The following is a 20216-nucleotide window of genomic DNA, read 5'->3' as shown; positions in this document are numbered from 1 at the left end:
GGGCTGCGAAGCGTTGATTTCCGGTGTTTTATTTGCTGGTCAGTTGCAGGTTTTCAGCGGCCGGTTTGCCATCGAAGGTGGTTACACCTTCCAGCCAGCGCTGCTTGTCTTCGGGGTGATCCTTGAGCCATTGCCTGGCCGATTCGAACGCGTCCTTGTGATCGAGCAGCGGTTGCATCATGCGGCTCTCGTCTTCGGCGGTGAACGTCAGGTTGCTCAGCAGGCGACCGATGTTCGGGCACTGTTCGGCGTATTTTGGCGCGGTGACCGTCCACACCGTGGCCATGCCTTCGTTCGGGCCGAGGGCGTCCTCGCTGCCAGTGAGGTAAGTCATCTTGACGTTCACGTTCATCGGGTGCGGTGCCCAGCCGAAGAACACCACGGCTTCCTTGCGGCGCACGGCGCGGTCGACAGCGGCGAGCATCCCGGCTTCGCTGGATTCGACCAGCTGAAATTTGCCGAGGCCGAACTGGTTCTTGGCGATCATCGCCTTGATCTGCGTATTGGCGCCCGAGCCCGGCTCGATGCCATAGATCTTGCCGCCCAGTTCTTTCTCGAATTTGGCGATGTCGGCGAAGGTTTTCAGGCCCTTGTCCGCCAGATAAGTCGGCACGGCGAGGGTCGCGCGGGCGTCTTTCAGGCTTGGCGCCGGCAGGACCTTGACCTGGTTGGCGTCGACGAACGGGGTGATGGTCTGGGTCATCAGCGGGTTCCAGTAGCCGAGGAACAGATCCAGCCGCTGATCGCGAATCCCGGCGAAGATGATCTGCTGGGACGCGCTGGTTTGTTTGGTGCTGTAGCCGAGGCCATCGAGCAGCACTTGAGTCATGGCACTGGTGGCGATCACATCAGTCCAGTTCACGACGCCCATGCGCACGTTCTGGCACGACGCAGGTTCGGCCGCCATGACGCTGGCGCTCAAGAAAGCGGTACCGCTGAGTGCAAGAACACAGCTGCTGATCAGTCGTTTCATGTCGGGTTCCTCGGCAGGTCGTTTATTGTGGTTCCCGGCGTCTGATGCGCCGGTGATGCCAAGTTACGCAGCAATGCCCCCGTAAAAACGCACTGCGGCGACTGGCTCTTGCACTGTAGCGACCTGTGCTCTTGAACGCTGACGACAATCGGCGTATCAACGATCCACGCTACCCGCTAACCGAGTGCGCACATGTCCCAGGATTTCTACTTTCTGCTGATGCCGGGTTTTTCCGCCATCGGTTTCATCTCGGCGATCGAACCGCTACGGGTGGCCAACCGCTTTCGCGGCGAGTTGTACCGCTGGCACGTGCTCAGCGCCGATGGCGGGGCGGTGCTGGCGAGCAATGGCATGTCGGTCAACGCCGACGCGGCGCTGGAGCCGCTGAAGAAAGGTGCGACGCTGTTGGTGGTGGCCGGATTCGAACCGCTGAAGTTCGCCACGCCAACCCTTGAGCACTGGCTGCGCCGGCTGGACAACGAAGGCGTGACCCTGGGCGCCATCGATACCGGCAGTTTCGTCCTCGCCGAAGCCGGCCTGCTCGACGGCCATCGCTTGACCCTGCACTGGGAGGCCATCGATGCGTTCAAGGAATCTTATCCACAGCTCAGCGTGACCCAGGAATTGTTCGAAATCGATCGGCGGCGCATCACCTCGGCGGGCGGCACGGCGTCTATCGATCTGATGCTTGATCTGATCGCCCAGGCCCACGGCCCGCAACTGGCGATCCAGGTCAGCGAGCAGTTCGTGCTGGGACGGATTCGTCCGCGCAAGGACCACCAGCGCATGGAAGTCGCCACGCGCTACGGCATCAGCAACAAGAAGCTGGTGCAGGTGATTGGTGAGATGGAGCAGCACAGCGAACCACCGCTGACCACGCTGCAACTGGCGGAATCGATCAAGGTCACGCGGCGGCAGCTGGAGCGCTTGTTTCGGCTGCATCTGAATGACACGCCGAGCAATTTCTATCTGCGCTTGAGGTTGGAAAAGGCCCGGCAGCTGTTGCGCCAGACCGATATGAGCGTGCTGGAGGTCAGCATCGCTTGCGGGTTTGAATCGCCGTCGTATTTCACCCGCAGTTATCGAGCGAGGTTCTCTCGCTGTCCCCGCGAGGACCGGCGTACCGCTCAGGCCTGAAGGGTTTTAGCAACGTCATAGAACCCTGTGGGAGCGGGCTTGCCCGCGATGAGTCCAGCACATCCAACATTGTTATTGCCTGACACACCGCCATCGCGGGCAAGCCCGCTCCCACAGGTTTCAATGTGATGTCGGGAATCGCGTTACTTCTTCACCAACGCCGAACACGCCGCTTTATAAGCCTCATGCTGATACTTGTTCAGCGTCCCCGGCAGCTCGAAATTGTGCTTCTTGGCCTGCGCATTGATCGTCTGCGGCGACAGCAGCGTCACCTCACACCCCTCCAGCAACTGAAACACTCCCTCGATCTTGAATGTCGTCGGCCCACCGGCAAACTCACCCTTCTTGCTGCGCTTCTTGATCGCAATCCGGTCAATCGAATGCTCGCGTACAAATGACGCCACCTGCGCCGCGAAGCGTTTGACGTTGGCCGCCTCGTCATCATCGTCGAGGGCGATTTTCTTGGTGCTCAGTGCAACGTGGCTCAAGGCCGAACCGTCAAGGGAGGCCGCGGCGATGATCGCTTCGCTGCCTTTGATTTCGATGCCGCAGATGTTCATGGGAATTCCTTTGAATGAAGAGGGCAGCCTATAGGTCCGGTCGTTTTTTTTGCAATCTGCCAATGCAGCAAGAGTCGGCTTTTACTGTTCTGACAGATCGGCCGCTTGTCGGAAACATCGGCCTACCTGACAGTTCTGACAGTAGACCTTGCCGCGAAACACCTCCTAGATAGGGGCGGGAATCATCCCGGATCATGGCTGAACACCCGCATCCAACAGACAAGGAGTGACTAATGAACATCAGGAAAAACATTCGTGCATTAACCACCACCGAGCGCGACAACTTCATCAACTGTCTGCTGGAGCTCAAGCGCAGGGGGCATTACGACAAATACGTTCATTGGCATCATGGTGTGATGATCCCAACGGTTCACCCAGACGAACCGCATGATCCGGAATACCGTAACGGGGCACATTTGGGGCCGGCATTTCTGCCCTGGCACCGGGAAATGCTGATGCAACTTGAGCTTGATCTGCAATCTTTGGACGAAAGCGTGACCCTGCCATATTGGGATTGGACCGAGGATGCGGCCGACCCCCTGAATTCGCCGATCTGGTCGAGTCAGTGGATGGGCGGCGATGGCGACAAGAATGATCACGACCGGGTAAAAACCGGCCCGTTTGCCTATCAGAATGGCAAGTGGCCTGTGCCAGCCTACCCGGAAAACGGTGAGACGGAGCCAGGCCTCAAGCGTCAGTTCGGACAACGGGTGACTTCGCTGCCAACCCCGGCTGACCTGGCAATGGCAATGCGCGAGTGGCTATACGACACGCCACCGTATGATGCCGGACCCTACACCCGGGGCTTTCGCAATCGACTGGAGGGCTGGGTCACCCAGAGAGGCGATCCGCAGGTCACCACTCCGGGGTCGCAATTGCATAACCGGGTGCATTTGTGGATTGGCGGAAACATGCTTGCGATGACGTCTCCGGAAGATCCGGTGTTTTTTCTGCACCACTGCTTTATCGACAAGGTCTGGGCGGATTGGCAGGCACAGATGCAAGTCGACAATCCTGACTGGACTCCACATTACACACCGCTGTCCGGCGGGCCGTCGGGTCACAACTATGACGATACGCTCAAGCCCTGGACGCGGCGGGTGAGGGACGTCATGAGTATTGCCGAGCTCGGCTATGAATATGCGCCGAGCAAGCCGCTGGAAAAAAGTCCGTTCAGATCACCGTTCATGGCGCACTGACGTTGTTGTACGAGCGCTCTGGCCTGACGAGGCGGGAGTGTTCCTTCACTCCTGCCCAATCGACTCCAAAAACTCCGACCGTTCGTCACTCATCCGCGCCACACAGTCATTCTGCGCAATCTTGAAAGCCTTGCTGCCTTCGGTGGCGGGGAAGGCTTCCACGGCGCAATCGGCGTCGCGGGTTTTCAGCCATTGTTGCTGGGCGGTTTTCAGTTTGGCGGTGATGTCGGCCAGTTGCGCGGCGTTTTTGCCGTAGGTGGCCTGCATGCGCTCGTTGAGGCTGGCGTAGTTGTCCTTGAGCAGGTCTTCGGCGGTGCTGCGGCTGTAGGTCGAGCATTCCAGGGTCTGGACGTCGTTTTCCACCGCGTCGCACGGGTTGTTGTCGGTCTCTTCGGCGGCGTGTACGCCGGTCGCCATCAGTGCCAAAGCCAGGAAGATCGATTTCATGGTTGTCGCCGCTCTAATCCAGTGGTGTATCCAAGATGCGCCAGATTCTGGCTCAAGCTGGCGGGCTTGAACAGGTAGCTGATCGCAGCGCCTGGCGACCCTTTGTCGCGGATTGACGCTTTCGGCAATTCCCCTGTCGTTTTTGCACCCGGTCGCCCCGGCACCGAGGCATATGCTGGCCCCAAAGCGCCGGCAGACGATTCGGCGCATGAATCGCCAATAAGGGGACGCCTGATGAGCCCAGCCGAATTACACGCCGACAGCATCGTTATCGACGGTCTGATCATTGCCAAATGGAACCGCGAGCTGTTCGAAGACATGCGCAAGGGCGGTCTGACGGCGGCCAACTGCACCGTGTCGGTGTGGGAAGGCTTTCAGGCGACCGTGAACAATATCGCCGCCAGCCAGAAGCTGATCCGCGAAAACAGCGATCTGGTAATGCCGGTGCGCACCACCGCCGACATTCGTCGCGCCAAGGAGCAGGGCAAGACCGGCATCCTCTTCGGCTTCCAGAATGCTCACGCGTTCGAAGACCAGATTGGCTATGTCGAGGTGTTCAAGCAACTCGGCGTCGGTATCGTGCAGATGTGCTACAACACGCAGAATCTGGTCGGCACCGGCTGCTACGAGCGCGACGGCGGTCTGTCGGGCTTCGGTCGTGAGATCGTCGCCGAAATGAACCGCGTCGGCGTCATGTGCGACCTGTCCCACGTCGGTTCCAAGACTTCAGAAGAAGTCATCCTCGAATCGAAAAAGCCGGTTTGCTATTCCCACTGCCTGCCGTCGGGTCTCAAAGAGCACCCGCGCAACAAGTCCGATGCCGAACTGAAGTTCATCGCTGACCACGGCGGTTTTGTCGGCGTGACCATGTTCGCGCCATTCCTCGCCAAGGGCATCGATTCGACCATCGACGATTACGCCGAAGCCATCGAATACACCATGAACATCGTTGGCGAAGACGCCATCGGCATCGGCACCGACTTCACCCAGGGGCACGGCCAGGACTTCTTCGAATACCTGACCCATGACAAGGGCTACGCCCGTCGTCTGACCAGCTTCGGCAAGATCATCAACCCGCTGGGCATCCGCACCGTCGGCGAGTTCCCGAACCTGACCGAAACCCTGCTCAAGCGCGGCCACTCCGAGCGTGTCGTACGCAAGATCATGGGCGAAAACTGGGTGAACGTCTTGAAGGACGTTTGGGGCGAATAAGCCGCCGCACTTCTGAATCCTTTCCCCCGGCCGTCCGTGCCGGGGGCAACAAACCGAATTTTCTGGAGTTAAGTTTCCATGGCCAAGATCGCCCCGCAATTGCCAATCGAAGTCGACAGCGAGACCGGTGTCTGGACCTCCGACGCCCTGCCGATGCTCTACGTGCCACGACACTTTTTCGTCAATAACCACATGGGCATCGAGGAAGTGCTGGGCGCCGACGCCTATGCCGAAATCCTTTACAAGGCCGGCTACAAGTCCGCCTGGCACTGGTGCGAAAAAGAAGCTGAATGCCACGGCCTGGAAGGCGTCGCGGTGTTCGAGCACTACATGAAGCGTCTGTCGCAACGCGGCTGGGGCCTGTTCAAGATTCAGGACATCGACCTCGACAAAGGCACCGCCAGCGTCAAGCTCGAACACTCGGCGTTCGTCTACGTGTACGGCAAGGTCGGGCGCAAGGTCGACTACATGTTCACCGGCTGGTTTGCCGGCGCCATGGACCAGATCCTCGCCGCTCGCGGCAGCAAGATCCGCACCGTGGCCGAGCAGGTTTACGGTGGCTCCGAAGAAGGCCACGACGACGGCCTGTTCACCGTCAAGCCGTTGTAAGTCGAGGAACCCGCCATGGCTTTCGAAGCAATGTTCCAGCCAATTCAAATTGGCAAACTGACCATCCGCAACCGCGTGCTCAGCACCGCGCACGCCGAGGTCTACGCGACTGACGGTGGCATGACCACCGAGCGCTACGTCAAATACTACGAAGAGAAAGCCAAGGGCGGCATTGGCCTGGCGATCTGCGGCGGTTCGTCGGTGGTCGCCATCGACAGCCCGCAGCAATGGTGGAGTTCGGTGAACCTGTCCACTGACCGGATCATTCCGCACTTCCAGAATCTGGCCGACGCCATGCACAAGCACGGCGCCAAGATCATGATCCAAATTACCCACATGGGCCGACGCTCACGTTGGGACGGTTTTCACTGGCCGACCCTGATGTCGCCGTCGGGCATCCGTGAACCGGTGCACCGCGCCACCTGCAAGACCATCGAGCCGGAAGAAATCTGGCGGGTGATCGGCAACTACGCGCAAGCCGCGCGCCGTGCCAAGGCTGGTGGCCTGGACGGTGTCGAACTGTCGGCCGTGCACCAGCACATGATCGACCAGTTCTGGAGCCCGCGCGTCAACAAGCGTACCGATGAATGGGGTGGCAGCTTCGAAGGCCGGATGAAGTTCGGACTGGAAGTGTTGAAGGCAGTGCGCGCCGAGGTCGGTGACGATTTCTGCGTCGGCATGCGTATCTGCGGCGACGAGTTCCACCCGGACGGTCTGTCCCACGAAGACATGAAGCAGATCGCCAAGTATTACGACGATACCGGCATGCTCGATTTCATCGGCGTCGTCGGCTCGGGTTGCGACACCCACAACACCCTGGCCAACGTGATTCCGAACATGAGCTATCCGCCGGAGCCGTTCCTGCACCTGGCGGCCGGAATCAAGGAAGTGGTCAAGGTGCCGGTGCTGCACGCGCAGAACATCAAGGACCCGAACCAGGCCACGCGCATCCTTGAAGGCGGTTACGTCGACATGGTCGGCATGACCCGCGCGCACATCGCCGACCCGCACCTGATCGCCAAGATCAAGATGGGCCAGGTCGACCAGATCAAACAGTGCGTCGGCGCCAACTACTGCATCGACCGTCAGTATCAAGGTCTGGACGTGCTGTGCATCCAGAACGCCGCGACCTCCCGTGAATACATGGGCGTGCCGCACATCATCGAGAAGTCCACCGGGCCGAAGCGCAAGGTGGTGATCGTCGGTGCCGGCCCTGCCGGGATGGAAGCGGCGCGTGTGGCGGCCGAACGTGGCCACGACGTGACCCTGTTCGAGAAGAAAGAATTCATCGGCGGGCAGATCACCACGGCGTCGAAAGCGCCGCAGCGTGACCAGATCGCCGGGATCACCCGCTGGTTCCAACTGGAGCTGGCGCGCCTGAAAGTCGACCTGCGTCTGGGCACTGCCGCAGATGCCGACACCATCATGGATCTGCGTCCGGACATCGTGGTGCTGGCCGTCGGTGGTCATCCATACCTTGAGCAGAACGAACACTGGGGTGCCGCCGAAGGCTTGGTGGTCAGCAGCTGGGACGTGCTCGACGGCAAGGTCGCGCCGGGCAAGAACGTGCTGGTCTACGACACCATCTGCGAGTTCACCGGGATGTCGGTGGCCGACTTCCTCGCCGACAAGGGCAGCCAGGTCGAGATCGTTACCGACGACATCAAACCGGGCGTGGCCATCGGCGGTACGTCGTTCCCGACCTACTACCGCAGCATGTACCCGAAAGAAGTGATCATGACCGGCGACATGATGCTGGAGAAGGTCTACCGCGAAGGCGACAAGCTGGTGGCGGTGCTGGAGAACGAGTACACCGGCGCCAAAGAGGAGCGGGTGGTCGATCAGGTGGTGGTGGAAAACGGCGTGCGGCCGGATGAGGAAATCTACTACGCGCTCAAAGAGGGTTCGCGCAACAAGGGCCAGATCGACGTCGAAGCGTTGTTCGCGATCCAGCCACAACCTTCGCTGAGCAGCACCGGTGACGGCTACTTGCTGTTCCGCATCGGCGACTGCGTGGCGCAGCGTAATACCCACGCTGCGATCTATGACGCCCTGCGGCTCTGCAAAGACTTCTGACGGCTTGCACACAACCCTGTAGGAGCTGCCGAAGGCTGCGATCTTTTGACTTTTGTTGTTCAAAGCAAGATCAAAAGATCGCAGCCTGCGGCAGCTCCTACGCAAAGACCGTGTTTCTCCAGGCTGTACTGGTGGGAGCTTCACCATGTTGAACACCCTTCTTCCAATCCTGTTGTTCGCAGCCCTGGCCCTTGCGGTGCTGGGTGCGTTGCGGCGGGTGGCCATGTGGCGTCGGGGCCGGGCCTCCAAGGTCGATCTGATCGGCGGCCTCTTTGCCATGCCCAAGCGCTACATGGTCGACCTGCACCACGTGGTGGCGCGGGACAAATACATCGCCAACACCCACGTGGCCACGGCCGGTGGTGCGGTGGCGTCGATCGTGCTGGCGATTCTGGTGCACGGTTTCGGCCTGCATAACCGCATCCTCGGATACGCGCTGCTGTTGATGACGGCGGTGATGTTCGTCGGGGCAATCTTCGTTTATCGGCGTCGGCTCAACCCGCCGGCACGGCTGTCGAAAGGCCCGTGGATGCGTCTGCCGAAAAGCCTGCTGGCGTTCTCGGCGTCGTTCTTTCTGGTGACCTTGCCGGTGGCCGGGATCCTTCCAGAGAACTTCGGCGGCTGGCTGCTGGCAGCGATGCTCGGGCTCGGTGTTTTGTGGGGCGTGTCGGAGTTGTTCTTCGGCATGACCTGGGGCGGGCCGATGAAGCACGCCTTCGCCGGTGCCCTGCACCTGGCCTGGCACCGTCGCGCCGAGCGCTTTGGCGGCGGTCGTTCCACCGGTTTGAAACCGCTGGATCTGAATGATCCAAGCGCGCCGCTCGGTGTGGAAAAACCCAAGGATTTCACCTGGAACCAACTGCTCGGTTTCGACGCCTGCGTGCAGTGCGGCAAGTGTGAAGCGGCGTGCCCGGCCTTCGCTGCCGGCCAGCCGCTGAACCCGAAGAAGCTGATTCAGGACATGGTCGTCGGCCTGGCTGGCGGCACTGACGCGAAGTTTGCTGGCAGTCCGTATCCGGGCAAGCCAATTGGTGAGCACAGCGGTAATCCGCATCAACCGATCGTCAACGGTCTGGTCGATGCCGAAACCCTGTGGTCGTGCACCACCTGCCGGGCCTGCGTCGAGGAATGCCCGATGATGATCGAGCACGTCGACGCGATCGTCGACATGCGCCGCCACCTGACGCTGGAAAAAGGCGCGACCCCGAACAAGGGCGCCGAAGTCCTGGAAAACCTGATCGCCACCGACAACCCCGGCGGTTTTGCCCCGGGCGGGCGGATGAACTGGGCGGCGGACCTGAACCTCAATCTGCTGAGCGAGAAAAAGTCCACTGACGTGCTGTTCTGGGTCGGCGACGGCGCCTTCGACATGCGCAACCAGCGCACCTTGCGTGCGTTCGTCAAAGTGCTGAAGGCCGCGAAAATCGACTTCGCCGTACTCGGCCTCGAAGAACGCGACAGCGGCGACGTGGCCCGGCGTCTCGGTGACGAAGCGACGTTCCAGTTGCTCGCCAAACGCAATATCCAGACCCTGGCCAAATACCGCTTCAACCGCATCGTCACCTGCGATCCGCACAGTTTCCATGTGCTGAAAAACGAGTACGGCGCGTTCGACGGCAACTACCTGGTGCAGCACCACAGCACCTACATGGCGGAAATCATTCAGGCCGGTGCGCTGAACCTCGGTCAGCACAAAGGCAACAGCGTGACCTATCACGACCCGTGCTACCTCGGTCGCTACAACGGCGAGTACGAGGCGCCGCGTGAAGTGCTGCGCGCCCTCGGCATCGAGGTCAAAGAGATGCAGCGTTCCGGCTTCCGCTCGCGCTGCTGCGGCGGTGGTGGCGGTGCGCCGATCACTGACATTCCGGGCAAGCAGCGGATTCCCGACATGCGCATGGAAGACATCCGCGAGACCGGCGCCGAGCTGGTGGCCGTGGGTTGTCCACAGTGCACGGCGATGCTCGAAGGCGTGGTCGAACCGCGTCCGCTGATCAAGGACATCGCCGAACTGGTGGCCGACGCGCTGCTTGAAGATGCCGCGCCAGACAAGCCTGCCACGCCGGCCAAACGTGAACCTGCGGAGGCCCACTGATGAGCGACATTATCCGCCGCGACCCACGCGCCGAATGGATTGCGCGTAACCGTCTGCACCCGCTGCACGCGGCCATGCAACCGGCGCAACACAGCTGGATGGGCCCCAACGGGATCATCCGCAAGAACCTGCACGGCATCGGTTTCATCGGCCCCAACGGCATCAAGCGTATTGACCGCAGCGGCGCGCAACAGGGCGGGGCGGTCAAACGCTCGGCCACGGTTGAAGTGCAACTGCCGCTGCATCAGGTACCGGCCCCGGCGTTCTACATCAGCGTGGTGCCGGACATGGTCGGTGGGCGTTTGAGCAGCCACGACCGCGACCTGCTGGGCCTGGCTCACCAACTGGCCGGCAAGGACGGTGCGGTGCTGGCGGTGGTGTTTGGCGAACACAAAGAGAGCGCCTTCGCCACGGCCGGCGTCGATCGCTTGCTGGTACTGGAGGGCGACCAATTCAGCGGTTATGCACCGGAACAACGGGTGCAGGGCTTGCGGGCTGTGGATAACCAGTTCAACCCGCGCCACTGGCTGCTGCCGGACAGCCGCAGCGGTGGCGGCGAACTGGGTCGGCGCTTTGCTGCCGCACTGGGCGAACGCCCGGCCACACGGGTCTGGCAGGTCAAGGATCAGCAATGCATCGGGCGCGCTGGCGCGGGCTTGCAAGACCTGGCGCGGCCGGTCGCCCGCTTGATTCTGGCTGCTGCCGAATGCGCCGAACCGGTCAGCGAAACCCGTCACGAAGCCCTGCCGGTGGAGTTATCCACAACGGTGGCGCGTAGCCTGTCGCGGATCGAGGATCTGGGTGCGGTGGCGGTGGATCCGGCGGCCATTCCGATGGCCGAAGCCGAGTTCATTTTCTCCGGCGGCAACGGGGTCAAGGACTGGTCGCTGTTTCACCAGACGGCGGCGGCGCTCGGCGCCACCGAAGGCGCCTCGCGGGTGGCGGTGGACGACGGCTTCATGGCCCGTGACCGGCAGGTCGGCGCGTCCGGTACCTGGGTCACCGCACGGGTTTATGTGGCTGTGGGTATCTCCGGGGCGATCCAGCACCTGCAGGGCATCGGTGCCTGCGACAAGGTGGTGGCGATCAACCTCGACCCGGGATGCGACATGATCAAACGCGCCGACCTGTCGGTGATCGGCGAGAGCGCGGAGATTCTTCAAGCCTTGATCGCGGCGGTAGCGGCTTACCGCAACGACGCCAAGCGCGATGCGGCTTAAGGGAAGGACACAGTTATGAACACCAATGTCATCAGCCTGGTCTCCATCGGCGCCCACCCGACCTCGGGCCGGCCACGCCGTGCCGAACAGGACGCGCGCGCCGTGGAACTGGGCCTGCAACTGGCTGGGGATAACCTGCAAGTGCTGCATGCCGGGGACGTTGCCGAACCGGCACTGCGCGCCTATTTGGGCATGGGACTTGCGCAGATGCACGTGCTGGAGCAACCCGCTGGCGCCGACGCCTTGCCGGCGCTGACCGCGTATCTGCGCGATGCCGGCGCCCAGGTGGTGCTGACCGGCACGCAGGCGGAAACCGGCGAAGGCTCGGGCATGTTGCCGTTCCTGCTCGCCGAAGGACTGGGCTGGCCGCTGGTGGTAGGACTGGCGCAGGTCGAATCGATCAGCGACGGCTCGGCGCTGGTGCTGCAAGCCTTGCCCCGTGGGCAGCGGCGGCGTCTCAAGGTGAAGCTGCCGTTTCTGGCAACTGTGGATAACGCTGCACCCAAGCCACGGCAGAGCGCCTACGGCCCGGCACGACGGGGTGTGCTCAATGCCGAAGATGTGGCAGTGCTGGACGATGAACTGCTGACCGTCGCCACCTTGCAACCGGCCAAACCACGGCCGAAACGTCTGAAGGTGATCAAGGCCAAGAGCGGTGCGGACCGGATGAAAGCGGCGACGGCCAAGGCCAGTGGCGGTGGGGGACAAGTGCTTAAAGGCGTCACCGCGCAGGCCGGCGCTGAAGCGATCCTCAAACTGCTGATTGAAGAAGGCGTCGTCCGCTGACCCCTGTAGGAGCTGTCGAGTGAAACGAGGCTGCGATCTTTAGATCTTCAAGATCAAGATCAAAAGATCGCAGCGTGCCGCAGCTCCTACAGGATGTGGTTCGACGATTTGGTGTTGTTTACCCACAATCCCTGTTGGCGGATCTGTGGATAACGTGTTCGCCCATCCCTGTACCCCACGCCAATCAAGCCCTTCAGGCCCAAGATCAAAAAACAACCAGCCTAAGTCACGGTTTTTCCAGACGTTTTCTCCTGAATAAGTTCAAGAGTTGCCCCCAATCTCTGTTGGCGCTTCTGTGGATAAGATGTTCGCTATACGCTGTGAGCCTTATGAAACATGGCTTGTAGAGAATTGCTCAATAAATGATCGATTATGCATTTAAAGCTGATAATCCCCGCGCAAACCCACGAATTGCGCAGCATTCAGCGCTTTTCCACAGCTGCAACAAAGTTACCCCCGAACTCTGTTGGCGCTTCTGTGGATAACGTGTTCGCCATCCTCTACAGGCCTTGTGAAACGTGGCATGTAGAGACTTGATCAAAAAACACTCAATCACTCGTGCAAACCATCCTTCTGGATAAGTCATGATTTTTCTTCACAAGTCAGCCCGTTATTTTTCGGTTCATCCACAGTTACCCCCATTTGCTGTGCATGGCTATGTGGATAACTTGTTCGCCAAACCCTGCAGGCCTTGCCGGGTATAGTCCAAACGGCAATTGATCAGATTTCATACAGTTCTAAGGCGCGGCCTTGACTTCGATTACTGCGCTGTCTTCACTGCAATGGCACAAGGACAGCCGTCACTTATCCACATCAGGTTCTGGGAGAACGCATGATGGATAGCCGCCCACACCGCCATCCCCCCACGCCCCGCAAGCGCACGTTACGACGTGCGGCCAATCAACACGCTCGTCTGTAGCGACCTGCTGCTCCGACCGTTGTGCTGTCGCCGGGCTCGCCCGGAGGCCAGGTGCCCGTTCGCCCATTGATTGCAGGCAACCGCAGAGTTGCCCCCCATCTGCCTGAGAGAGGAACACCCTCATGACACGCATCGCAACGCCCATCAGTGAGATCAAGGAACACTATGACGTGATCGTTATCGGCTCCGGCTATGGCGGCGGCATTGCTGCGTCGCGGCTGTCCCGGGCCGGCAAGCAGGTGTGCCTGCTTGAACGCGGGCGGGAAATTCAGCCCGGTGAATACCCCAACACCATGATTGCCGCGACTGAGGAGTTGCAGATCCACGACCCGGACGGCCACATTGGCTCGCGCACCGGCCTGTTCGATCTGCACGTGAATGCCCAGCAGAATGTGGTGGTGGGTTGTGGCCTCGGCGGTACGTCGTTGATCAACGCCAACGTGGCACTGGAGCCTGAGCCCGGGGTGTTCGACGACCCGCGCTGGCCGCAAGCGGTACGCGAACACCGCGATACGTTGCTCAAGGACGGTTACGCCCGCGCCCGGGAAATGCTCAAGCCCAATCCGTACCCGAACAGCGCACCGAACCTGCCCAAGCTCGACGCCAATAAAAAGTCTGCTGACTACCTCAAGCAAGGCGCGCACTTCTACAAGCCACCGATCAACGTGACCTTCGACAAACTGCCGAACAATCTCAACCACGTCGGCGTTGAACAGTTGCCGTGCAACCAGTGCGGCGACTGCGTCTCGGGCTGTAACAACAAGGCCAAAAACACCACGCTGATGAACTATCTGCCGGATGCCTGGAACCACGGCGCGGAGATTTTTTGCCAGGCCGAAGTGCGTCATCTGGAGCGCGTCGGCGATGGCTGGATCGTGCATTTCCAGTACCTCGACAGCGGTCGCGAGAAATTCGACGCACCGACGCTGTTCGTGAAAGCCGACATCGTGGTGGTGTCTGCCGGCACCCTGGGTTCCACCGAGATTCTGTTGCGTTCGCGGGACAAAGGCCTGGTGATGTCCGGCCAGCTCGGCGAGAACATGAGCGGCAATGGCGACATCCTCGGCTTCGGCCACAACTGCGAGCAGACTATCAACGGCATCGGCTTCGGCGCGCATTCGGCCAAGGAACTGCACCCCGTTGGCCCGTGCATCACCTCGGTCATCGACATGCGCACCGAAGGTGACTGGCGCAGCCGCATGGTCATCGAGGAAGGTTCGATCCCCGGCGCGCTCGGCCGGCCAATGGTGCCGGCGATGGCCGGGTTTGCCGAGATGATCGGCAAGGCCACCGACGACAGTTTCAGCGGCAAGCTTGGCTACAAGGAGCGCGAGGCCGAAAGCTTCCTGCGCGGCCCGTATTACGGCGCGCTGCACAACATGCAGACCTACCTGATCATGAGCCACGACAGTGGCCAGGGCCGGATGCTGCTCGACAGCAAGGATCAGTTGCGCATCGACTGGCCGGGTGTCGGCGAGCAGGAAAACTTCAAGCTCGGCAACGAGCGGCTGTACCAGAGCACCAAGGCACTCGGCGGGGTCTGGGTCGAGAACCCGATCTGGACCCAGCTGCTCAAGCACAGCATCGTTTCGGTGCATCCGCTGGGCGGTTGCGTGATGGGTGAAGACGCCGGGCAGGGCGTGGTCAATCACAAGGGTCAGGTGTTCAGCGGCGCCAGTGGCACCGATGTTTACGCCAATCTGTACGTGACGGACGGCGCGGTGATTCCGACATCATTGGCGGTCAATCCGCTGCTGACCATCTCTGCCGTGAGCGAGCGCAACATGGGCCTGCTCGCCGCTGACCGCGGTTGGCACATCGACTACACACTGCCCTCGGCACCGCGCAAACAGGTGGCACCGCCGACCCTCGGCGTGCAGTTCACCGAAACCATGAAGGGCTATTTCTCCCGCGCTTTCACCGCCGCACAAAGCACCGATCTGAAAGTCTACGAAGCGGCGGCCAAACGCGGTGAGGCGGACAACTCGCCGATCGACTTCACCCTGACCATCACCGCCAACGACCTCAACCGGATGATCAAGGAGCCGGAGCACGCCGCGACCATTGTCGGTACGGTCAATGCCCCGGCGCTGTCGCCGCAACCGCTGACCGCCAGCAACGGCGTGTTCAACCTGTTCGAACAGTTCGAGCAGCAGGTCGATACGCGGCACATGAAATACGACATGAAGCTGAGCGCCGAGGACGGCACCGACTATTTCTTCAGCGCTTTCAAAACCGTGCCGGAAGACAACGGCGTGCTGAATATCTGGCACGACACCAGCACCCTGTACGTGACGCTGTACCGCGGGCCGGACAAGTCGGGCGAGGTGATCGGCTCCGGGGTGATGCACATTCATCCGACCGATTTCGCCAAGCAGATGACTACCATGAAAGTGCTCAACGCGCGCAACGAGCGTGAGCGCATCGAAGGCCTGGCGCGCTTCGGCAAGTTCTTCGCCGGGATTCTCTGGGAGAGTTACGGCGGGGTGTTTGCAGGGGACAAATACTTCAATCCCGACGCGCCGCCACGGCTGAAACGGCCGCTGGATGCGCCAACCCCGGCGGTGCATTTCTTCCCCACCGAGGACGGCGTCGAACTGCGCCTGACCCGTTATCAGGCCGGCAGCAAAGGCCCGGTGATGCTGGTGCATGGCTTGGGTGTCGGTTCGAATATCTTCTCCACCGACACCATCCAGACCAACCTGCTGGAGTATTTGTGCAAGCACGATTACGACGTGTGGCTGCTGGATTTCCGGGTGAGCATTCTGCTGCCGGCGAGCAAGAAAGAATGGAACGGCGACCAGATCGCCCAGTACGACTTCAAGGCTGCCATCGCGCAAATTCAGCAAGAAACCCAGGCCAAAGACGTGCAATGCGTGGTGCATTGCTACGGCGCGACGACGTTCTTCATGTCGCTGTTGGCGGGGTTGCAAGGCGTGCGTTCGGTGGTCTGCTCGCAGATTGCCGCTGACACCGTGGTCGCCACGGCCACGGGACTGAAGGCGGGTCTGCACTTGCCGGGAATGCTCGACGCCATCGGTATCAAATCGATGACCGCTTACGCCGACAGCAAGGAAAACTGGTTCAACCGGCTCTATGACAAGGCCCTCAACGGCTACGCGCGGATCGAAGCGCAGGGCTACTGCACCAACCCGGTGTGCCACCGCATCACCTTCATGTACGCCTCGCTGTATCGCCACGACACCCTTAACGAAACCCTGCACGACAACCTGCACGAACTGTTCGGCGAGTCGAACATCGAGACTTTCGAGCATTTGGCGCTGATCGTGCGCAAAGGGCATCTGGTGGATTTCAAGGGCAACGATGTGTACATGCCGCACTTTGAGCGGCTGACCATGCCGATCTGCTTTATCAGCGGCGCGGAGAACCAGTGTTACCTGCCGGAAAGCACGCTCAAGACCTACCAGCGCGTCTGCGCAGTCCACGGGCCGGAACATTACAGCCGGCATGTGGTGCCGGGTTACGGCCACATCGATTGCATGTTCGGCAAGAACGCGGTGGTGGATGTGTATCCGATCATCCTTGAGCACCTGGAGAAAACGGCCCTCGGTTGAGATCGATTACTGATCTCTGCGTTGAGGAGATTCTCTGTGGCGAGGGGATTCATCCCCGATCGGCTGCGCAGCAGTCGTAAACCTGAGCGCGCGGTGATCCTGACAGACCGCGCTGGCAGGTTTGGGGCCGCTTCGCGACCCGTCGGGGATAAATCCCCTCACCACAAGGGACATTGCAGGTTGGTGGTCAGAAGGAAATGGAAGACATGGACAGCTACATCCGCTGGTTTCAACGCTTCATCTGGCTCGGCATTGCGATGAACATGGTGTTCGCGATCCCGGCGCTGTTTGCGCCGGGGTTGCTGACATTGGTGGTCGGTCTGCCGCCGCAACTCTCCGACCCGTGGCTGGAAAACGCCGGGATGCTGCTGGTGGGCATCAGCGTGTTTTACATGCCGTCGGGCTTCAACGCGCCGCGCTATGTGGTGCATTCCTGGCTGTGCGTACTGACGCGGCTGATCGCCGTGGTGTTCTGGATTTACCTGATCAACACCAGCAGCCAAGGTTCGGTGTTCGTGCCGATGCTGCTGGGCGATCTGAGCTTTTTCCTGATCCTCGGCATTCTGCTGTACCTCGGCACCACGCCCGCGAACCGGCCATGGGCGCTGCTGTGCGATGGCTGTCGCGAGTGGCGCGCGGCCTGGGCGCGGCAATGGCAGCGTCACGCCTTCAAGGTCGGCACGCTGGTGGTTGTCGCGGTGTTGGGGTTTATCGGTTACGAGACCTGGTACCAGATGCTGCGGGTGGTGCCGGAGGAGGAATACGCGTCCGACGAAGATCACTACAAATACGCCGCGATTGGCCTGGGTATCGAAGCGCGGATCCCGTATTACCTGTTCGCCGTACTGCCGCAGATGTGCCCGGAAAAACTGCCCAAGCCCGGCGGCTGGGAGGTCTTCGGCTTTCTCTATGAGAACGGCAAGGACCTGCCGATCGGCATGGCCAAACGGCAGATCGGCTACCCGACCGTGGAACCGAACTGCGCGCTGTGTCACACAGGATCCTATCGGGCCAATGCCAGCGACGTCGCGGTCAACGTGCCCAGCGCGCCGGCCAACACCCTGCAACTGCAGGCCTTCCAGTGGTTCGCCTACGATTGCGCCAGCGATCCGACATTCACCACCGATGCGGTAATGGCGGCGATCAACGGCAAGTTCCAGCTGGGCTTTTTCGAGAAGCTCTACAACCGCTACCTGATCATCCCGATGGCGAAAAGCGCTTTGCTCAAACAGAAACAGGCCTACGCCTGGCAAAAGCTGCGTCCGCAACAGGGCCCGGGCCGCACCGACACCTTCAATCCGACGAAAATGGTGGTGTTCGGCTTCCCGGATGACTCGACCATCGGCACCGTCGACCTGCCGCAAGTGTGGAACCAGAAACCGCGGGAGTCGATGTACCTGCACTGGGACGGCAATAACAACAAGATCCACGAACGCAACTACGCCGCGGCAATGGCCGTGGGCGCGACCCCGGAATCGGTGCTGCCGCCAAGCTTCAACCGGGTGACCAACTGGCTGCTCGGGCACAAGGCACCGGCGTGGCCGTGGGCACTGGATCAGGCCAAGGTCGTCCAGGGCAAACCACTCTGGGACGCCAATTGTGCCGCGTGCCACGACTTCGGTCGCGCCGACACCGGGCAAGTGACCACCAACATCGATCAGCTCGGCACCGATCCACATCGGCTGGACTCATTCACCACCGGTCTGGTGACGGCGTTCCACACCTTCAAGAAACCGCCGTTCGACTTCGGCGCGTATCGCAAGACCCAGAGCTACAGCAACACGCCGACCGACGGCATCTGGCTGCGCGCGCCGTACCTGCACAACGGTTCGGTGCCAACCCTGTGGGACCTGCTGCAACCGCCGGAAAAACGCCCGGTGGTGTTCATCACCGGTTCCGACGTCTACGACCCGGTCAACGTCGGTTTCGTTACCACGGGTGCCCAGGCCAAAGCCTCGGCCGATTTCACATACGACACGCGGCTGGAGGGCAACCACAACAGCGGTCACCTGTATGGCACCACGCTGTCGGACGACGACAAGCGTGCGTTGATCGAATTCATGAAAACCCTGTGAACCCTTACGGATAGAGGATTACGCCATGTCAGCGGTCGGTCATCTGAAGCATGAATACGACAAGGTCAAGGTGCGCATTCACGGCTTGTTCACGCGCATGGAAATGGCCTGGATGAAGCTCATCAGCGAATTGGAGCCGCAGGAGTTTCAGGCAATCATCAAGCTGCTGCAGCGCGGCCACGATCAGGCGCAATACGTGCTGAAAAATGGCGAGCTGCCGGACGACGAACCGGCGGTGCCGTGGGAGTTGTCCCATGGTCTGTCGATCCTGCGCATCGGCAATGCCACGCCGTTGCCGCAATCGCCCGATCAATTGCAGACCAAGGTGCTCAAGGACGGCACGCTGCTGGGATGTCGCAAATGGGAACTGCTGGATCTGCTGTGGAGCGAGGCGCTGCTCAAGTGGATCGAAAACCTGCGCCATCACGCGACTTTCGGCACTGACCCGGCGATGGTGACCATGGATCGCGAAGTGACGCTGGCGATTGCCGGTGACTGGGGCACCGGGCCGTTCAACAGCCACGCGCCGGCGGTGTCGGTGGCCAATCAGATGCAACTGGCGAACGCTGATTTCACCATTCATTTGGGGGATGTTTATTACGCCGGCAGCCATTCCCAGGAAGACACCGACATGGCCGGCTGGCCGATGGGCACCCACGGCTCGTTCACCCTCAACTCCAATCACGAGATGTACAGCGGCGCCCACGGTTACTTCAAGGAACTGGCCGCGCGTTTTCCGCGGCAGCAAGGCACCAGCTACTTTGCCCTGATCAACGACGACTGGCTGATTGTCGGGCTGGACACCGCGTACGCTTCGGATGTCATGAACCTGTACATGGACGGCACCCTCAACAAACCGCAGATCGAGTGGATGAAGGGCCTGCCGAAACGCAAGAAACTCATGGTGCTCAGCCACCATCAGGGCTTCGACATCACCGGGCACCACAAGACCGCGCTGTATCAACCGGTGTGTGATGCGCTGGGGCGCGAGCCGGATTACTGGTATTGGGGGCATCTGCACAACGGCATCGTCTATGCGCCACAAGGTGGACTGCATGCGCGCTGCGCCGGACACGGAGCGATTCCCTACGGCACCACCAGCGAGCTGAACGGCCATTCGCGGGTGCTGTTTTCGGAGACGCAGGATGCGAACGATCCGGACTATCCGCTGCGGGTGTTGAACGGCTACGCGAAAATCAGGTTGGTGGGGGAGGAGATTTTTGAGGAGTTTATTGGGGAGGATGGCAGTTTGAGGTGGTCATCGACGTGAGGCGGTGAATGTTCTGACGCCATCGCTGGCAAGCCAGCTCCCACAGGTTTTGCGGTGTACACG

General features: G+C 60.8%; 14 protein-coding genes. 11 read left to right on the top strand and 3 right to left on the bottom strand.

The window, feature by feature from the left end; all coding sequences use genetic code 11:
- Positions 1 to 28: 28 nt before the first annotated feature.
- Positions 29 to 973 carry a choline ABC transporter substrate-binding protein gene (locus GTQ41_RS25540; RefSeq protein WP_047297076.1) on the bottom strand — a complete coding sequence of 315 codons (945 nt, stop codon included), beginning with the start codon at positions 971 to 973 and terminating at the stop codon, positions 29 to 31.
- A 192-nt stretch (positions 974 to 1165) separates the two neighbouring features.
- On the opposite strand from GTQ41_RS25540, the gene GTQ41_RS25535 reads away from it, so the two are divergent.
- Positions 1166 to 2110, top strand: a complete 945-nt coding sequence (locus GTQ41_RS25535; RefSeq protein WP_047297075.1) for a GlxA family transcriptional regulator — start codon at positions 1166 to 1168, stop codon at positions 2108 to 2110.
- Between the two features lie 143 nt (positions 2111 to 2253).
- On the opposite strand, the gene GTQ41_RS25530 is transcribed toward GTQ41_RS25535, so the two are convergent.
- On the bottom strand, positions 2254 to 2670 hold the full coding sequence (locus tag GTQ41_RS25530; protein ID WP_047297074.1) for a DUF3010 family protein: 417 nt from the start codon (positions 2668 to 2670) through the stop codon (positions 2254 to 2256).
- A 233-nt stretch (positions 2671 to 2903) separates the two neighbouring features.
- Between GTQ41_RS25530 and GTQ41_RS25525 the strand changes: the two genes are divergently transcribed.
- A complete protein-coding gene (locus GTQ41_RS25525) occupies positions 2904 to 3869 on the top strand; it encodes a tyrosinase family protein (protein WP_047297073.1) in 966 nt (321 codons plus the stop codon).
- Positions 3870 to 3914: 45 nt separating this feature from the next.
- Here the strand turns inward: GTQ41_RS25525 and GTQ41_RS25520 are convergent, their stop codons facing one another.
- A complete protein-coding gene (locus GTQ41_RS25520) occupies positions 3915 to 4316 on the bottom strand; it encodes a lysozyme inhibitor LprI family protein (RefSeq protein ID WP_027610649.1) in 402 nt (133 codons plus the stop codon).
- Positions 4317 to 4550: 234 nt separating this feature from the next.
- Here GTQ41_RS25520 and GTQ41_RS25515 point away from each other — a divergent pair, with 234 nt between their 5' ends.
- The 9 genes from GTQ41_RS25515 (at position 4551) to GTQ41_RS25475 (ending at position 20153) form a co-directional block, all read left to right on the top strand.
- Positions 4551 to 5528, top strand: coding sequence for a dipeptidase (locus GTQ41_RS25515; protein ID WP_007962626.1), 978 nt, complete (start codon positions 4551 to 4553; stop codon positions 5526 to 5528).
- Between the two features lie 78 nt (positions 5529 to 5606).
- A complete protein-coding gene (locus tag GTQ41_RS25510) occupies positions 5607 to 6137 on the top strand; it encodes a DUF5943 domain-containing protein (protein ID WP_007926354.1) in 531 nt (176 codons plus the stop codon).
- A gap of 15 nt (positions 6138 to 6152) precedes the next feature.
- Positions 6153 to 8213 (top strand): dimethylglycine demethylation protein DgcA, encoded by a 2061-nt coding sequence (gene dgcA, locus GTQ41_RS25505; RefSeq protein WP_047297072.1) that lies wholly within the window; start codon positions 6153 to 6155, stop codon positions 8211 to 8213.
- A 145-nt stretch (positions 8214 to 8358) separates the two neighbouring features.
- A complete protein-coding gene (dgcB, locus tag GTQ41_RS25500) occupies positions 8359 to 10308 on the top strand; it encodes a dimethylglycine demethylation protein DgcB (RefSeq protein WP_047297071.1) in 1950 nt (649 codons plus the stop codon).
- Positions 10308 to 11528 (top strand): electron transfer flavoprotein subunit alpha/FixB family protein, encoded by a 1221-nt coding sequence (locus GTQ41_RS25495; RefSeq protein ID WP_047297070.1) that lies wholly within the window; start codon positions 10308 to 10310, stop codon positions 11526 to 11528. The genes dgcB and GTQ41_RS25495 overlap by 1 nt, the downstream gene beginning before the upstream one ends.
- 15 nt (positions 11529 to 11543) lie before the next feature.
- On the top strand, positions 11544 to 12314 hold the full coding sequence (locus tag GTQ41_RS25490) for an electron transfer flavoprotein subunit beta (protein ID WP_047297069.1): 771 nt from the start codon (positions 11544 to 11546) through the stop codon (positions 12312 to 12314).
- A gap of 1041 nt (positions 12315 to 13355) precedes the next feature.
- Positions 13356 to 16808 carry a GMC oxidoreductase gene (locus GTQ41_RS25485; protein WP_047297068.1) on the top strand — a complete coding sequence of 1151 codons (3453 nt, stop codon included), beginning with the start codon at positions 13356 to 13358 and terminating at the stop codon, positions 16806 to 16808.
- A 206-nt stretch (positions 16809 to 17014) separates the two neighbouring features.
- Positions 17015 to 18883 carry a hypothetical protein gene (locus tag GTQ41_RS25480; protein WP_047297067.1) on the top strand — a complete coding sequence of 623 codons (1869 nt, stop codon included), beginning with the start codon at positions 17015 to 17017 and terminating at the stop codon, positions 18881 to 18883.
- Positions 18884 to 18908: 25 nt separating this feature from the next.
- Positions 18909 to 20153 (top strand): metallophosphoesterase, encoded by a 1245-nt coding sequence (locus GTQ41_RS25475; RefSeq protein ID WP_047297066.1) that lies wholly within the window; start codon positions 18909 to 18911, stop codon positions 20151 to 20153.
- Positions 20154 to 20216: the final 63 nt, after the last annotated feature.

It is taken from the genome of Pseudomonas sp. AN-B15 (genome assembly GCF_019056475.1).
GTDB lineage: Bacteria > Pseudomonadota > Gammaproteobacteria > Pseudomonadales > Pseudomonadaceae > Aquipseudomonas > Aquipseudomonas parakoreensis.
This window is presented reverse-complemented; position numbering and strand designations above follow the sequence as displayed.

What these genes read in the sequence shown, in the direction of transcription:
- dgcA (WP_047297072.1), top strand. Translation starts at nt 6,153, where the DNA reads ATGGCTTTCGAAGCAATGTTCCAGCCAATTCAAATTGGCAAACTGACC.
- GTQ41_RS25510 (WP_007926354.1), top strand. Translation starts at nt 5,607, where the DNA reads ATGGCCAAGATCGCCCCGCAATTGCCAATCGAAGTCGACAGCGAGACC.
- GTQ41_RS25490 (WP_047297069.1), top strand. Translation starts at nt 11,544, where the DNA reads ATGAACACCAATGTCATCAGCCTGGTCTCCATCGGCGCCCACCCGACC.
- dgcB (WP_047297071.1), top strand. Translation starts at nt 8,359, where the DNA reads ATGTTGAACACCCTTCTTCCAATCCTGTTGTTCGCAGCCCTGGCCCTT.
- GTQ41_RS25525 (WP_047297073.1), top strand. Translation starts at nt 2,904, where the DNA reads ATGAACATCAGGAAAAACATTCGTGCATTAACCACCACCGAGCGCGAC.
- GTQ41_RS25485 (WP_047297068.1), top strand. Translation starts at nt 13,356, where the DNA reads ATGACACGCATCGCAACGCCCATCAGTGAGATCAAGGAACACTATGAC.
- GTQ41_RS25495 (WP_047297070.1), top strand. Translation starts at nt 10,308, where the DNA reads ATGAGCGACATTATCCGCCGCGACCCACGCGCCGAATGGATTGCGCGT.
- GTQ41_RS25475 (WP_047297066.1), top strand. Translation starts at nt 18,909, where the DNA reads ATGTCAGCGGTCGGTCATCTGAAGCATGAATACGACAAGGTCAAGGTG.
- GTQ41_RS25520 (WP_027610649.1), bottom strand. Translation starts at nt 4,316, where the DNA reads ATGAAATCGATCTTCCTGGCTTTGGCACTGATGGCGACCGGCGTACAC.
- GTQ41_RS25535 (WP_047297075.1), top strand. Translation starts at nt 1,166, where the DNA reads ATGTCCCAGGATTTCTACTTTCTGCTGATGCCGGGTTTTTCCGCCATC.
- GTQ41_RS25530 (WP_047297074.1), bottom strand. Translation starts at nt 2,670, where the DNA reads ATGAACATCTGCGGCATCGAAATCAAAGGCAGCGAAGCGATCATCGCC.
- GTQ41_RS25540 (WP_047297076.1), bottom strand. Translation starts at nt 973, where the DNA reads ATGAAACGACTGATCAGCAGCTGTGTTCTTGCACTCAGCGGTACCGCT.
- GTQ41_RS25480 (WP_047297067.1), top strand. Translation starts at nt 17,015, where the DNA reads ATGGACAGCTACATCCGCTGGTTTCAACGCTTCATCTGGCTCGGCATT.
- GTQ41_RS25515 (WP_007962626.1), top strand. Translation starts at nt 4,551, where the DNA reads ATGAGCCCAGCCGAATTACACGCCGACAGCATCGTTATCGACGGTCTG.